The sequence below is a fragment of the Streptosporangium sp. NPDC000509 genome (genome assembly GCF_042898365.1).
Classification (GTDB): Bacteria; Actinomycetota; Actinomycetes; order Streptosporangiales; family Streptosporangiaceae; genus Streptosporangium.
This window is the reverse complement of record NZ_JBIAYX010000012.1, coordinates 282006-295960: the sequence shown is the minus strand read 5'-3', so window position 1 is coordinate 295960 and position 13955 is coordinate 282006. Positions and strand designations below refer to the sequence as shown.

Annotated in this window: 10 protein-coding genes and 1 pseudogene; 1 reads left to right on the top strand and 10 read right to left on the bottom strand. The window is 69.0% G+C overall.

What is annotated here, in order from left to right:
* Positions 1–244: 244 nt before the first annotated feature.
* Positions 245–2182 carry a B12-binding domain-containing radical SAM protein gene (locus ACFY3D_RS23515; RefSeq protein ID WP_389982462.1) on the bottom strand — a complete coding sequence of 646 codons (1938 nt, stop codon included), beginning with the start codon at positions 2180–2182 and terminating at the stop codon, positions 245–247.
* Positions 2183–2356: 174 nt separating this feature from the next.
* Here ACFY3D_RS23515 and ACFY3D_RS23510 point away from each other — a divergent pair, with 174 nt between their 5' ends.
* On the top strand, positions 2357–3124 hold the full coding sequence (locus tag ACFY3D_RS23510) for a hypothetical protein (protein WP_389982459.1): 768 nt from the start codon (positions 2357–2359) through the stop codon (positions 3122–3124).
* Positions 3125–3421: 297 nt separating this feature from the next.
* On the opposite strand, the gene ACFY3D_RS23505 is transcribed toward ACFY3D_RS23510, so the two are convergent.
* The 9 genes and pseudogenes from ACFY3D_RS23505 to ACFY3D_RS23465 form a co-directional block, all read right to left on the bottom strand.
* Positions 3422–3607, bottom strand: a complete 186-nt coding sequence (locus ACFY3D_RS23505; protein WP_362901506.1) for a DUF6203 family protein — start codon at positions 3605–3607, stop codon at positions 3422–3424.
* A 141-nt stretch (positions 3608–3748) separates the two neighbouring features.
* A pseudogene (locus tag ACFY3D_RS23500) lies at positions 3749–3964 on the bottom strand (SDR family oxidoreductase); the annotation flags it as partial.
* 11 nt (positions 3965–3975) lie between these two features.
* A complete protein-coding gene (locus tag ACFY3D_RS23495) occupies positions 3976–4725 on the bottom strand; it encodes a DUF4157 domain-containing protein (protein WP_389982455.1) in 750 nt (249 codons plus the stop codon).
* 394 nt (positions 4726–5119) lie between these two features.
* A complete protein-coding gene (locus tag ACFY3D_RS23490; protein WP_389982452.1) occupies positions 5120–5338 on the bottom strand; it encodes a hypothetical protein in 219 nt (72 codons plus the stop codon).
* A gap of 20 nt (positions 5339–5358) precedes the next feature.
* Positions 5359–7215: a tail fiber domain-containing protein gene (locus ACFY3D_RS23485; protein WP_389982449.1), complete on the bottom strand. Its 1857-nt coding sequence runs from the start codon at positions 7213–7215 to the stop codon at positions 5359–5361.
* Positions 7216–7226: 11 nt separating this feature from the next.
* A complete protein-coding gene (locus tag ACFY3D_RS23480) occupies positions 7227–7853 on the bottom strand; it encodes a phage tail protein I (RefSeq protein ID WP_389982446.1) in 627 nt (208 codons plus the stop codon).
* Complete coding sequence (locus ACFY3D_RS23475; protein ID WP_389982443.1) at positions 7850–9433, bottom strand: discoidin domain-containing protein; 1584 nt, start codon at positions 9431–9433, stop codon at positions 7850–7852. The genes ACFY3D_RS23480 and ACFY3D_RS23475 overlap by 4 nt, the downstream gene beginning before the upstream one ends.
* A 110-nt stretch (positions 9434–9543) precedes the next feature.
* Entirely contained in the window at positions 9544–10377 is an 834-nt protein-coding gene (locus ACFY3D_RS23470; protein WP_389982440.1) for a hypothetical protein, read from the bottom strand.
* Between the two features lie 20 nt (positions 10378–10397).
* The gene (locus ACFY3D_RS23465; RefSeq protein WP_389982437.1) at positions 10398–13955 is read right to left on the bottom strand and encodes a putative baseplate assembly protein; all 3558 of its coding nucleotides are present in this window, start codon (positions 13953–13955) and stop codon (positions 10398–10400) included.

Sequence of the window (13955 nt, the reverse complement as noted above, 5' to 3'; positions counted from 1 at the left end):
GGCGGGGGGGGGGGGGGGGGCGCCCCCCCGGGCGGGGGGGCGGCCCCCGCCCCCCCCCCGGTGCTGGCGGCGGGGGGGTTTTTGCCCCCCCCCCCCCCCCGCCCCCCCCCCGGCCTTGGTCCTTCGTCACCCGCGGCCACGACCCTCATCGCGTACGGCCGCGGTGACCCCGGCGACCCCGCCCCCTCGCGAGCGGCCCGGCGGACGGCTCCGCGCCTCTGCCGGGCAGCGCGACGGGAGGTGCTCAGCGCCGCCCGGGAAGCGCGGCGGTCTCGGACTCGGGCCGCCAGGTGGGGAGATACTCCCGCAGCCGCAGCACCATGCCCTGGCAGTAGGAGGCGTTGTGCTCCAGGCTGCGTTCCGGCATGAACGGCAGCTTGCGCCCGCGCGGGTGGTCGAGCTCGAAGCGGGTCAGACGCTCTTGGTCCGCCTCAAGGCCGGTCACGTCGAGGTCGATGAGCAGGGCCGCCAGATCGGCGGGCATGTCCACGACCGAGGTCGTCTTCCCGCGCGCCCCCGCACGCGACTCGACACCCAGCTCGGTGAAGTCGTAGCGGGGCGGCTTCGGCTTGGCCAGGTAGATGTAGGGTCTGGCCAGCAGGTCGAGCTCGAACGCGGCCCGCGCTCCCGCGTCCTGCCACCAGGACTGGCCGCGGGCGAAGTCGACGAGCAACGCGTCGAACTCCTCGCGGTGCGAATGCAGGACGAGATGCGCGACCATCCCGAAATTGTGGAAGTCGTAGTTCCAGAGTTTCTTCACGGAATCGCGGAAGAACGTCGCGACCTCGGTGTCCGTGCGGCTCTCGAAATATGTCGCGGCGTCGGTGAAGAAGTCCTCGAACCTTCTCCTGCCCGACCTCTCCAGATAATTGGCGAGGTAATACAGGCCGCGCAGGTTGTAGAGCGAGTGGACCGCGTAGTAGAACCATGTGCCGCGTTCGCACTCCTCGCGGCTGACCCAGTTGGTGCCGACCACCACATCGGCTTCCGTGACATCACTGGGAACGCGTTCGACCTGCACTCCGAGAAGGTCGCGTTTCGCGTAGATCGAGGTGTTGTGAAGAAGGAGCTGCGGATAGACGATCAGGGTGTCGGCGCGCAGCCGGCACAATTCCGCGACCCCTTCCTTGTACGAGTCGAGGGTTTCCCCGGGAAGCGGCCAGATCAGCTCGATGTAGGAGCTGATGCGCTTCTCCCTGAGCGTCCTCTGCAGCTCGGTGTAGGTCGCGGGCTTGATGTTCGAGCGGTCGACCAGTTCGAGGGTCTTGGAGCTCATCGACTGCAGCGAGATGGGCTGGCTGGTCAGCAGGCCGCCCTGCACGAGGATCTCGGTGATCTCGGCCATGCGGTCCGGCTTGTTCTTGGCCGCGGCCATCGAGACCATCACCGGGTAGCCGTTCTCCTCGCTGCACTCCACCAGGTGGCGGGTGAGCTCCACGTCTCGCGGGGCCATGCCCCAGTTGGCGTCGGCGATGAAGATCGACACGAAGTTGTTCTTGCTGATCCAGGTGATGTCGTCGCGGACCCGCTGGTCCTCGAACTTGTGCACCTTGTCGTTGGTCGCCGCACCCCAGAAGCAGAAACCGCAGCTGAACGGGCATCCGCGGTTGGTCTCCAGGATGGCGGTGGTGTACTTGCCCTCCTCGAAGACGCCGGAGGTGAAGGGCGAGGGCACCTCCATGAGGTCGCGTACCCGCTCGGCGGCCTCGGTGGTGACGAGCTCCCCCGACCGCCAGAAGCTGATCCCGTGGACGGCGGCGAAGTCGGGGTCGTCGCTGAGGACCTGTCTCAGGTACTGCACCATCGTCTTCTCGCCCTCGCCGTTGCAGACGACGACGTTCTCCTGCTCCGGGGGGACGTACTCGTGGGCGTGCTGCATGACCTGCGGGCCGCCGAGGATGAACTGGGCCTTCGGGAGCCGCTCGTGCAGCGCGGCCAGCACGGCACGCGCGAATCCGATGTTCCAGATGTAACAGCTGATGGCGTACACGTCGCTGCGCCTGCCGAGGAGTTCGTCGATCACTTCCTCCCGGTTCGCGGACACGGGTGCGGAGAAGATCTCGAACTCACATCGCGGCCCCACCTCGGGGTCATGCTGTGCGTAGGCCTGCATGTAACCGGAGGCGAGGGGCAGGATGGCCTCGAATGCAGACAGCTCGACGAATGTGACTTTGGTGTTCATGACGCTCGTCCCTGCGTAGTCTGAGTAATCGCTGAAGCCGATCGGATGGAATCCGCTTATGGTTTCACAGCGGGAGTGGACGAACAACGCACGCCATTTGCGGTCGCCAATCGCGTGTTACGGTTCTTAAAACCTCGATGACCACGGACTCGATAACCACGGAGGAGAAAGCGCATGACGACTCCCAACTACGAGACCGGCCAGGGGAAGCTCTCACTCGACGATCGGATCGCGGAGCATCTCGAAAAGACCTTTCAAGACCCTTGGGAAATCCGCAAACTTTCCCATGATTTCCGCAGGAACGGCTATGTCAAGCTGCGGAACGTGGTCTCCGGCGAGATCAAGGACCTCGTCTCGGACGAGGTGAACCGGCTGCTCGACCTGCACGCGCGCCGGATCGACATCAACCTGAAGGAGACCAGCAACTCCCCGAGGAAGATGAGCACGGTCAGCCAGCAGTCCATCGCGCACGACAGCACCCTGATCCCGGAGCTCTACGACTCCCCCGCCCTCAAGGACTTCCTCGGCCGGCTGGCCAACGAGCCGGTCGTGAGCTGCCCCTGGGACGAGGAGAAGTACGTCATCATCCGGCAGGAGAAGCAGGGCGACACCCACGGCTGGCACTGGGGCGACTTCAGCTTCACCCTCATCTGGATCATGGAGGCGCCGAGCAGCGAGTACGGCGGCATGCTCCAGTGCGTCCCCCACACCAACTGGGTGAAGGAGGACCCCCGGGTCCACGACCACCTCATCAAGCAGCAGATCAGCACCTACGCCCACGAGACCGGCGACATCTACTTCCTGCGTTCCGACACGACGCTGCACCGCACGGTCCCGCTGTCGGAGGACCGCACCCGGATCATCCTCAACACCTGCTGGGGCAGCGAGTCCGACGCCAAGAAGGAGAAGTCGCACGAGACCATGGAGGCGATGTTCAACTGAGCCTCCCGGCCCCAGCGGCTCCGGGACACCTGGGAGATCCGGAAGCGGTACGGGGAACACGGGAACGACGAGAGGGCCCGGTCGATCATCGACCGGGCCCTCTCGTCGTTCCCCCTGTCCTCTCGCCCCCTGTCCTCTCGCCGCTCGCCCCATCGAGCGTCCGCTCGGTCCTACAGGTGTCCTGCCGGTACCTTGACGGTGAGGCGCGGCAACGGTCGACGCCCCGCCGAGCCCCGTCCGACCGGCGCCTGCCGAGACGACCGTGCGCGAGGGCGGAGGCGTCGGCCCCGGAGGTTTTCAGCGGCGGCCGGAGCGGACCGGGCGCCCGCCTCCCCGTGTCGCGTACTCCCGCCCTCGCCCCGCCTGCTCCTGCTCACGCTGCCTGCGCCGCCGTCCCAGGAACCAGCCCGCCCCCAGGATCGCCAGACCTATCGGTGTACGAGACAACCTTCGTGCCACTACGACCTTGAAGAACTTTTTCATACCGGTCCCCTGCCCCTCAGCGACTCGATTAGACGAACGCGGCGCGCTCATCTTCGAGTAAGGGCTTTCCTGCCATCAGGCGCGGGAACATGCGCCCCTGTCGAAAAGCCCTGAGACGTGGAACGCGCCGGGGCGCCGCGCTCAGGTGAGTTCCAGCCCTCCATCGACGGTGAGGATCTGGCCGGTGATCCAGGGAGCGGCGTTGTTGACCAGGACGTCCAGACGTCCCCAGCGACCGATCGCCGTGTCGATCACGGCCTGCGGCGCGCCGTCTCCGGTGATGTCGGCGGGCAGGACGGCGACGGCGGGATGGTGGGCGGCGGCCCGATGCAGGGCCTCGGCCCGGCGCCCGACGCCGGGGACATGCGCTAACCTCGTCCTACACGAGGCGGCCTCTGCTGGATGACGTGAGTCAGCTCATGGCCCTGGGCGTACCGCGGGTCCTCGTCTGTATACCAGCGCTGGACGACGCCCTCCCCGCCGCCGCCGCTGCCCTGCTGGACGACGTGAGTCAGCTCATGGGCGATGAGCTCGCGGCCGGCCTGGCCGGTCAGGTCGGTCTCGCCCCGGCGCAGGAAGATGTCCCTGCCGGAGGTGAAGGCCCTGGCCCCGAGACTGCGGCTGAGGTGGTCGGCCTCACTGTCGGTATGCAGCCGAACGTGGGTGAGGTCGACGCCGAAGGCCTGTTCCATCGGGACTCGGACATGCTCGGGGAGCGACTGGCCGTGACCTCGCGCCTGCTGGATGTCCTGCTGCAGGCCGGGAGCCACCGAACCGCCCGCGGCCCGCACGGGCGCGTTGCCGGACGGGCCGCCGACGGACTGGGCACCCACCGTTCCAGGTCTGGTGGTTCCGCGAACCACGGCCTGGGCGACTCGGTCCGCCTCGCGCTCGTACCGGTCGCGGGGCGGGCCGACCACAAGCTTGGCCTGGATCACGGCCTGCTGCACATGCTGGTTGCCATGACTACGTTGCAACGCGAGCAGCGACTCACCGGCCGGATGCGGCCTTCCGCCGTCACGTTGTCCGGGTGCGCCGCCCTGCCTTGCGGACTGGACGGGCACGGGGCGTGCCTTGGCGGCAGCGACATGGTCCACACCGAAGCTTCGGCCGCGCATGGTGGCTCCTTGATGGGTCTTGTCGGATCCGCCATCGGGCAGGCTCGCTACCTGGTGGCGGTCGGCAGGTGTACACCGGTTGATCAGGTCGCTCGCAGGTCACGGCGGTTCGTGGCATGCCTGGGGCGGCCCGTGTTCTACAGCGCACCACCCTCCGGTCTGTCGACCCGTCTCCCGACACGTCTGTCGGACCGTCTCCGGCCGCGAACTCGGCTCGATCGGCGCGTGGCGCCACGTATCCGATGAGTTCCATCTCACCGGCCTGGCGATGCGTCGCCCCGGTCGGCCGCGCGCTGCTGTGGCGAGTGGTACGAGCATGACGACCTTGGCCGGCCGGAACGGCGGGTCGTCCCGACGACGGCCGTGCTCAGGAAGGCGCTCGACACCGGCTACGTCAAGGACCCGTAGCCGGTGAGTTCGCCGCCGCTGACACCAGGCCGTCCTGCGGGGCCATGCCGGTGAGCAGTTCTTCCAGGACCTGGATGGCGCCGCTGATACGCAGCAGGGTCTGGTGCAGTTCGGCCTGCTTGGCTTCGAGCTCGGCGAGCATCTGCTGCCCCTTCTGCTGCTCGGCCCTTAACTCGCCGACCCGCTGTTCCAGCTGTTCTCGCATGCTGAGCGCTCCTTCCCTCATCAGGCCGTCTGGCCGGACAGCCCGGCCCGTAAGGCGGTCACCTCGGATGACAAGGCCCGTAGGACCGCATCCTGCTCCTTGATCGCCTCGGCCAGCAACGCGGTGAGGTGCTGATAGCGGATGTGCTTGTACCCGTTGACTTCGTGCACCAGTTCCGGCAGCACCGCCTCCACCTCCTGGGCAACGAAGCCGACGCGGTCGCCTTCCAGCTCCGCCAGGGCCGTGGCGAGCTGCTGCTGTCCGACCTCCTGGTCCTGCTGTGCGGTGGCACCCGGCCCGGCACACATGGTGTCCTCGATGCCCCTGGTGAAATGCCGTAGCCCTTCCTCACCCCACTGGTACCGCACCGCCTGGAGTCGCGTGACGAGTCCCAGGGCGTGGTTGACCGGCCGCAGGTCGGTCTTGAGCCGCAGGTCGGAGGGCCCGCCAGTCGGGCCGTTCCAGTCTGCCCCCTGCCCCGCAGGCACGCTGTAGCCCGTGCCGGGTGCGTTGAACGCGGACGCGTGCAAGTACATCCAGCCGAGGCGGGTTTGCATGACGATTCGACCGCTGACGAACGTGTCCCCCTGGATCCACGTCGACCCGTTGACGTGCAGCTTGGTGGTCGGGTTCGTCGTGCCGACGCCGACGTTGCCGCTGGGCAGGACCGCGAGGTGGAAGCCGCCGTTCCAGAGGCCGATCTTGTTCGTTTCGAACCCGCCGACGAACCGATCCGAGGCCACCCACAGCCCGCCGTCGTTGTTGTCCGACCGCAGCCGCCCGTTGACCACCAGGTCGACCGACTGGCCGCCGCCGCCGACCACCTCCAGCTTGGCGGTCGGGCTCGCCGTGCCGACGCCGACGTTGCCGGTGGGCAGGACGTTCAGCCCCGACTGCCCGTTCACGACGAGCTTGCCGCTGACCGAGGCGTCCCCCTGGAGCAACGTCACCCCGCTGACGTGCAGCTTGGCGGCCGGGTTCGCCGTGCCGACGCCGACGTTGCCGGTGGGCAGGACGTTCAGCCCCGGATCCCCGTTCACGACGAGCTTGCCACTGACCGAGGCGTCCCCCTGGAGCAACGTCACCCCGCTGACGTGCAGCTTGACGGTCGGATTCGCCGTGCCGACGCCGACGTTGCCGGTGGGCAGGACCGTCAGCCCTCCCTCCGGCGTGTTCACTTCGAGCCGCCCCCTGACCGCCGTATCCCCCTGAAGCTGCGTCGACCCACTGACGTGCAGCTTGGTAGCCGGGCTCGCCGTGCCGACGCCGACGTTGCCGTCGACGGTCAGCGAGCCGGCCAGGTGAACCCGGTCGCCGCTGGTCGCGCGCAGGGTGACCGGGTCGGCGCCGGAGCCGGGCAGGCGCAGGCCCGAATACGGGCGCACCGTGCCGTCCACCACGACCCGGCCGACGTTGTCCACCCCCACCTTGGCGAGCAGCACGGGCGACGCGCCCGAATAGGTCTGGTCAGGGGCGAGGGCGGTCAGCGCCGGGCGCTCCAACCAGCGGGTGAAGTCCTGGCTGCCTCCGGCGGTCTGCGGGTCCTCCGCGTTCTCCCGGTAGCTGAGAAACAGCTCGACGCCCTGCTTGTCGTTGAAGTCGGCGCCGGGCAGGTCCACCGTCGTGGCCTGCGCCAGCACGAGCTGACGGCCCTCGCTGTCGATGGCGGTGCCCGGGGCGACGGTCACCTGGTTCGGCGCGGCGGAGGTGACCGTCAGGCCCTCGGCGATGCCGGGCCCGTGCAACAGACGGTTGTGCCGATGCTCGCGGTCGAGCTGGTAATTCTGCTCGTCAATGAAGTCCTGGTCCTGCAGGAACTGTCCGTCGAAGTAGCGGACCCGCTTTTCTACGGCGCTGGGCAGGGCATTGTCGGGCATGGGTTCTTCCTCTACAGGATCGACGTTCCCAGCAGGGTGTTCTTGCCGAGGATCAACAGGGGTGCTTTCTCCCGCTCGTGCAATGCCTTCGACACCAGGCGCATCGCGGGTACCGCGACCTGCAGGGCGTAAAAGGTGTGCGCCGGCTTTTCCTGGTCGATGATGGACCGGGCGATCTGCTGCTTGGCCTGCAGCAGCACCGGGTCCGGCTCGCTCAGCGTCAGCCGTACCTGGAAGAAGTAGGGCAGGTTGTCGAACGTGTCGTAGATTTCAACCGGCTTTCCGGTGTACAGCTCGAGCATGCGCCGCAGCCCGGCCTTGGTGCCGCGCAGGCGGTAAAGCGGCACGATCTGTGCGATGAAATTACGCTTGGTCTGCTCATCCCAGTCGGCGGGCAGGCTGAGCGCCACCCAGCCGGCCAGCCAGGGCAGGAATTCGGCCTCGGTCGTCGCCGGGTCGAAATAGTCGGCAAGGCCGCCGATCACGGTTTCGAGCCCGGGCCGGCCGCCCGCGCCGCTCAGCACGCTCTCGAAGGACAGCAGGAAACGGCCGACGAACGGCTCCTGCCGGAAGATGGCCGGCAGGTAGTCGAGGTAGCCGCTGACGGGCTGCGGAGGGTTCTGGGGCTCCGTCGTCACCACTGCCCCCGGTAACGCTGGCCGCGCACGTCGTAGGCGACCAGCGGGGTGGCCTGCAGCCGCACGAGTTCGTCGGCGTGCAGCACCACGGCGACCCGGTTGCCGTCGGCGTCGGTCCGCACCCTGTCCGGTGCGTCTGGGGTGCCGTGGACCCTGACCTGGACGTCCTCGACGTAGTCGACCATCGGGACTCGCTCAAGCACCGACGAGGCCTCGGACGCGTAGACCGCCCGGCCGAAGGGCCAGCCCGCTTGGCCGGGGCCGCCGGTTCGGGGATCGTAGAAGTCCTTCAGCGCCTGCTTCGCGTCGTTGAGCGTCTGGGACGGCGGCGCGTCGGGGTGCAGGGCCAGGTTCGCCGAGATCTCGACCGGCACGTAGCCGGGTCTCACCACGTGGTGGCGGGTGGTCAGGGTGCGGCGCTCGTCGAGGAACTGCCACAGCGCGTCGTACAGCGCGTCGTTCGCCTCGACGGTGAACTCCCTCACCACGAGTCTGTGGTTGCCGGCGGAGGTGGCGCGGTAGCGGACGTAGCGGGCCAGGGTGCCCTCCGGCGCGGTGACCCTGATCTCGGCGGTGGTGCCGGTGGCAAGCTGTTTCCAGGTGACGCCGTCGGCCGACGACTCCAGGGTGCCGGCGTGGATGTAGTCGTCAGGGCTGGAGGGTTTGCCCATGAGCAGCCGCACATCACCGATCGAGTGCAGCGCGCCGAGGTCGACGGTGACGTGGTCGCCGACTTTCTGTGAGCTGCTGCTCCAGAAGAAGGTGTCCGGGTCGCCGTCCACCATCCGGTCGGGGGTGTTGCCCCAGTCCGTAGTGATCTTTGCTAACGGTGCCGTCTTCAGGGGCAACGGTGGCCGATGGTAGGTCTTCCCTGGCTGCCGGTAGGCGTCGGGCAGGGCGCCGAGCCCGGCCACCACATCGGTGTAGGCGCCGCGGCGCCTGGGACCAATGATCCAGTGGAGGATCATCGCCCGGTCACCCTTGATCAACAAGGTCTCTTCATCCGAACGGTCCGGTGTTTTGAACATCACGGCATGGTCGAAGTCGTCGCTCATGCCCTGGGGCACATTCAGCCAGTGCCACTTGGGCATTTGGTTCAGGGGTCCTTCGTAGGAGCAGCGGCCCTGGTCCCCCCACTCGATGATCGCGCACTGGTCCCTGTTGAACAGCATGGTGCTGCCGTCCGGCAGTCCCATGACGGCGTCGAGCCCGCTGCGAAACCCGTCCGGGATGTGGCATCCGAAGCCCGGCAGGTCGATGATCGGCCCCTCATATCCGGCCCCGACGCCCCACCTCCAGTCCAGGCATTCGTCGCCGGCGATGAATATCGTCCGCCGAGGGCCGGCGGTGCCCCGGACATCGAACGCCGCGTCGCTATGGCCGGCGAACAGCTCAGGTATCCCGGCCAATTGATCGTCGTAGGCCTCCAGCAGCGGCCCCTCCGATATCAGCGACCCCTGGTTGATCTTCGCAACCCGGCCGCCTCGCAGAAACAGCGCTTCCCACGGATCGTTCCGCGCCGGAATGATCGCCGTGAATCCTGTGGCCTTCGGCCGTACGAACCCCATCGATGGCACCATTGCGTCTCCTTGCCGGGCCCTGGGGCCCACGCGCCGACGTGAACAATCAAGCTCGCTCCCAGATGACCGCTCACCGGGTCCCTGCGCGGTCACGGGCTCAGGTCACGGGCTCAGGTCAGGGTGAAGATGAGCGGGTCGGCCAGCGCGGTGTAGCCGTCGTTGTACAGGTACCAGGCCGCGTAACGGCCCGGCCCGGGCACCCCGCCGGTGTCCAAGGTGACGCTGCCGCCGGTGCCGGGCGCGTACGTCCAGACGATGGCCCCCTGCTTCCCTATGGTTGCGCCGTCGTCATCGAGGTAGACGCCGACCCAGTTCGTGCTGCTGACAGTGCCCGGCGCGGTGGAGTAGTGCACCGTGAGGGGCGCGCCCCTGACCACGGTGGGGGTGTCGGTCCCCTTGCTGCTGGTGGCTCGTGGCCTGGTGGAGGTGGCGTTTTCGCCGTCCTCGGCCGGTAGGACCACCAGGCTCACGTGCGCCGGGGCGTCGGCACGGCGCTTGGCCGGGTCGGTGGCGGACAGGTCGCGCCGCGGTATGCAGTGCACCCGCGCGAGCCGCCCGCCGCCGCGGAACCGCCCGGCCTCCGGGGTCTGCGGCCAGGCGTTCAGCGCCAGCCACTCGTAGTCATCGGCGGTGACGGCTCGGTAGCGCCGGCGCTGAGCGAGGAGGGTCTGGCGGATCGCGGCGTCCAGGCTCACGTCCGGCGGCTTGCGCCAGTCCGGCCCGTTCAGCAGTTTGAGGAACTTCTCGGTGCTGGCGGGCGTGACCTGGTTGACCTGGAACAGCTGCATCTCGGTCAGCCAGGCCAGCAGCTCGACGAGCGTGATGCCCGGGTCGCTGGGGTTGAAGTTGGTCCAGGCCGGGTCCAGGGCGGGGATCAGCGCCTGGGCCTGCGCCATCAGGTCGGCGTAGCTCCGGTCGTCGAGGTTCGGGAGCGGGATCGGCATCGGCTCTCCTTAGGGTCTGCTCACGCCAGAGCCACGGTGATCTGGTGCGGGCCTGAATAGACCAGGGCGCGGTCCAGCCAGTCCGTCAGTTCGCGTTCTCGTTCCGGCGCGTCGCCCGGCGCGGTCAGTGGCCGGGCCAGGATCCGCCCCAGCGCCGGCTTGCGATCCGGGTCGGAGGTCTCCGGCTCGTAGGACACGCTCAGGGCCCCGACACGGTCCACGCCCGCGACCGCGGCCAGCAGCGCGGTGAGGTCCGAGCCGTGGGGCCTGTCGCCGAGCGCCCACCCCTGACCGTCCACCCCGCCGGTCAGGGGGTGAAGGTAGCGGTCCAACGCCGCCCTGACCCGGTCGGCGGCCAGGCCGGCCTCCCCCGCCGAGGTGACCACCACCGTGGCCTTCACCGTCAGAGCGATCCACTCAGGTCCCGCCACCCACAGATCGGCGGTCAGCGGACAGCGCCGCCGCAGGTACTCCTCGACCTGGCCGAGCAGAACGAGGCTGGGCGTGGGACGGACCGACTCCGGCTCGTCCGGGACGATGATCACCCCCATCCGGCCGGCCTTGACCAGCTCGTGGTCGGGGGTACGCACGGGCGCCCGCGGATCCAGCCAGAGGCTGTACGGGTTGAATGCCGGCATGACCACAGCCGCGGTGGCCACTTCGGCGGAGGCGGCCACGGCCAGGTCCTCGATGTCCTGGGCTGTCACGGCGCGGTCGCGGTGGCGCAGGATCCTGGGCCCCCGGGCCTTCACCCGGTCGATCGGCTCGACAGACGCGCCGCCCCGGCTCGGCCCGTTGATGGTGACGCCGTCGATGTACGGCAGGCTGGACTTGAGTTCGACGATGGTCGCGCTGTCCCGGTTGCCTTGCTCGCCGCCGCCGGTGCGGTAGGTCATGCGGATGTTGTTCGGCCCGACGGGCGGGATCAGCCCGTGCGAACCGTCGCCGAACCTGATCACGCCGGACAGCGGGTCGACCGTGTAGTGCCGGTCCCGCGGACCGGACTGGTAGAAGTCCGGCACGGCGTGCCAGCGCACCCAGATCTCATCCGGGTGCCCGGCGGCGTCCAGGGCGACGGTGACGGCGTCGCGACCCTCGACCTTGGCCAGCGCCCGCTCCTCGGCGGGCGCGGGCCGCTGCGGTTCGCGCACGGTCACCTGCTGGCCTGGCTGGACGGGGGTTTGCGCCGCGGTGAACGCCTGGTCGGCGTCACCGTTGCCGGAGCCGAGGATCTCGCCGTTCACCGTGGTGACCTGGGTCGCCCAGGTGGTGTTGAGCAGAATCCGGCGCAGCCGGGGCGGGAGCGGGAAGGCGCCCGCCTGCCAGCGCAGCCGCAGCCAGGACAGGGTCCGGCCGAAGCAGGAACGCGGGGCGAGGTCCGCCGGGCCGACGAAGGTCACCAGGTCGCGGCGGCTGAGTCCCTGGGTCTTGTCCACCACGTCCAGTGGCCGCCAGCCGGCCGGGCCGGCGTACTCCCAGGTGAGTTGTACGGCCGAGGAAGGGGCGGCCCTGGCCAGTTGGTCGGCCCCCACCTGTTCGGGAAGCGGCGGTTCCACTTCGAGGAACAGTGTCACGGGTCGCTGACTGAACGGCTGGTCGAACCCCAGGTAGAGGGCGGGCTCGGTGTCCGCCGTACGTGCGAAAGGAGTCGACAGTGGGCCCGCTCCGGCAGACCCGGCCCCGGCGGAAGCGGTGAGGTCGGCGTACCTGAAGTCGTTATAGCTCATACCGGCCGTGACAGGGGCGGGCTGCTGCGACGCGGCCGCCGCGGTGATCGTCAGGGTCTTGACGACCGGAGGCGCGAAGGTCTCGGGCTGGTATGTGTACGTGTTGCCGGTCTGCTGGTAACCGGCGGGCCTGCCGTATCCGCCGCTGACCAGCCTGGCGCGCAGCCAGTATCCCCGTCGGCCGTTGACCGTGGTGGGCTCGGCGGGATCTGGCAGGGTAAGGCTCACCTTGCCGTTGCTCGTGAACGTGTGGTTCGCGGCCGCCACGTGGTGCCACCGGCTGCCGTCCGAGACCTCCCAGACGATCTTGGGATTGCCGTCGGTCCGAACCGGCGGCGGCACCTGGGTGCTCGCACCACCCGGCGGGTTGGTCAGCGTCACGTCGAGGGTGATGACCGCGCCTGGCTTGGCCAGCGCGTCCGGGCACGCGACGTAGAACGTGTCGTTGAACTGCGGCTGCCGGCCGAACGGGTGGAAGTCCTTGCTGAGGTCGATGCCGGTGGCGTTGCCGAACGCGGCCTCGGGCGGCACCGAGGGCGCGGGCGCGCCCGGCTGGACGGTGGCGGTGATGCCGCCGAGCCGGGGCGGCGGCCAGTCGTATCCGACCGTCAGCGCCTCGATCTGAGGTGGGGTCGTGTACTGCCCGCTGGTGACCTCGACGCGCAGCCAGCGCCCGGTGCGGTTGTAGTAGAGGCCGCGTGGCCACGACATGGGCACGTGGAAGCTGATCTCGCCGTTCTGGGTGAGGGCCCGGGTGCCGTCGCGGAGGTCGAAGTCGATGCTGCCCGTCTGCTCCGCAGCGGTACTGGACGTCCCCAGCTCCCGCCACTTGCCGTTCTCCTGATAGGACCAGGTGAGTTTCAGGTCCTTCCCTCCTCGCCCCGGCTGTGACAGGCGGACCCGTACGCTCACCTGGCCGCCTTTGGCGGCAAATGCCTCGTTCGCGCTCAGGTAGAACCGCTGGGGCGTGTCTGCGGGAAACGGGGACAGCGGGAGCGCGAGGTCCTGCGGCTTCTTGGCGCCGACCGCGGCCGATTCGGGAACCAGACCGCTCCGGCGCGGGGGGAGCGGCAGATCGAGCTGCGCCCGCAGCCAGCCCGCAGTGATCCCGTTGACCGTGGAGGGAGTCACCGCGGGCAGGGCGGGCAGCGTCACCCGCCAGGCGCCGTTCGCGACCTCGGCGCTGCTGGTGACCGGGTGCCAGGCCGTACCGTCCCAGTACGCCCAGCTGATGGGCCACTTCAGCCATTGCCAGGTATCCGGCGAAGTGAGAGCGAGCACGACCTTCTTGGGGCCTGGCTGGGCGAGCAGCGGATCACATGCCAGGTAGAGCTGGTGGGGCGAGGCCTGCTCGCCGGCGAAGACGGCGAACGGCTGGTCGGCCGCGCCCGTCGCCTGGGCGGACCGGTCGCTGTATTTGTCGTGCTCGGTGTCGCTCACGTAGGCGGCCTGTAGCTGTGTCCGAGTGACGACCAGCAGTTGCTCGGTTTCGAAGACCACGTCGTCCTGTTCCCCGGGCAGCGGAGGCGCCGCGGCCAGCACGCCGGCCGGGACCACCGCGTCCACTGGGCTGCCTGTCGCCAGGCGGAACGTCAGCGGCACCCGGGCGGCCCGCGGCGGCTGCGGTGCGGCACCGATGAGGTTCAGGAATGCGAGGTAGTTCTTGTCCGGCGCGCGGTTGAGCCGCTCTATCACCAACTCGGCGAAGCGGCCGAAGACGCCGATCAGCGCCTTGCCCGGGTCCGGCGCCCCGTCGGGCGGGGGCTTCCAGCCGCTGAGCTGCCCGGCCAGCTTCTGGGTCTGGTCGACGATGTCGGCGTAGGTCCGCTTGTCGATGTCAGGCGCCTGCAC

Coding starts and splice junctions, on each gene's coding strand:
- ACFY3D_RS23490 (WP_389982452.1), bottom strand. CDS start 5,338: ATGCGAGAACAGCTGGAACAGCGGGTCGGCGAGTTAAGGGCCGAGCAG.
- ACFY3D_RS23510 (WP_389982459.1), top strand. CDS start 2,357: ATGACGACTCCCAACTACGAGACCGGCCAGGGGAAGCTCTCACTCGAC.
- ACFY3D_RS23485 (WP_389982449.1), bottom strand. CDS start 7,215: ATGCCCGACAATGCCCTGCCCAGCGCCGTAGAAAAGCGGGTCCGCTAC.
- ACFY3D_RS23515 (WP_389982462.1), bottom strand. CDS start 2,182: ATGAACACCAAAGTCACATTCGTCGAGCTGTCTGCATTCGAGGCCATC.
- ACFY3D_RS23475 (WP_389982443.1), bottom strand. CDS start 9,433: ATGGTGCCATCGATGGGGTTCGTACGGCCGAAGGCCACAGGATTCACG.
- ACFY3D_RS23470 (WP_389982440.1), bottom strand. CDS start 10,377: ATGCCGATCCCGCTCCCGAACCTCGACGACCGGAGCTACGCCGACCTG.
- ACFY3D_RS23495 (WP_389982455.1), bottom strand. CDS start 4,725: ATGCGCGGCCGAAGCTTCGGTGTGGACCATGTCGCTGCCGCCAAGGCA.
- ACFY3D_RS23505 (WP_362901506.1), bottom strand. CDS start 3,607: ATGAAAAAGTTCTTCAAGGTCGTAGTGGCACGAAGGTTGTCTCGTACA.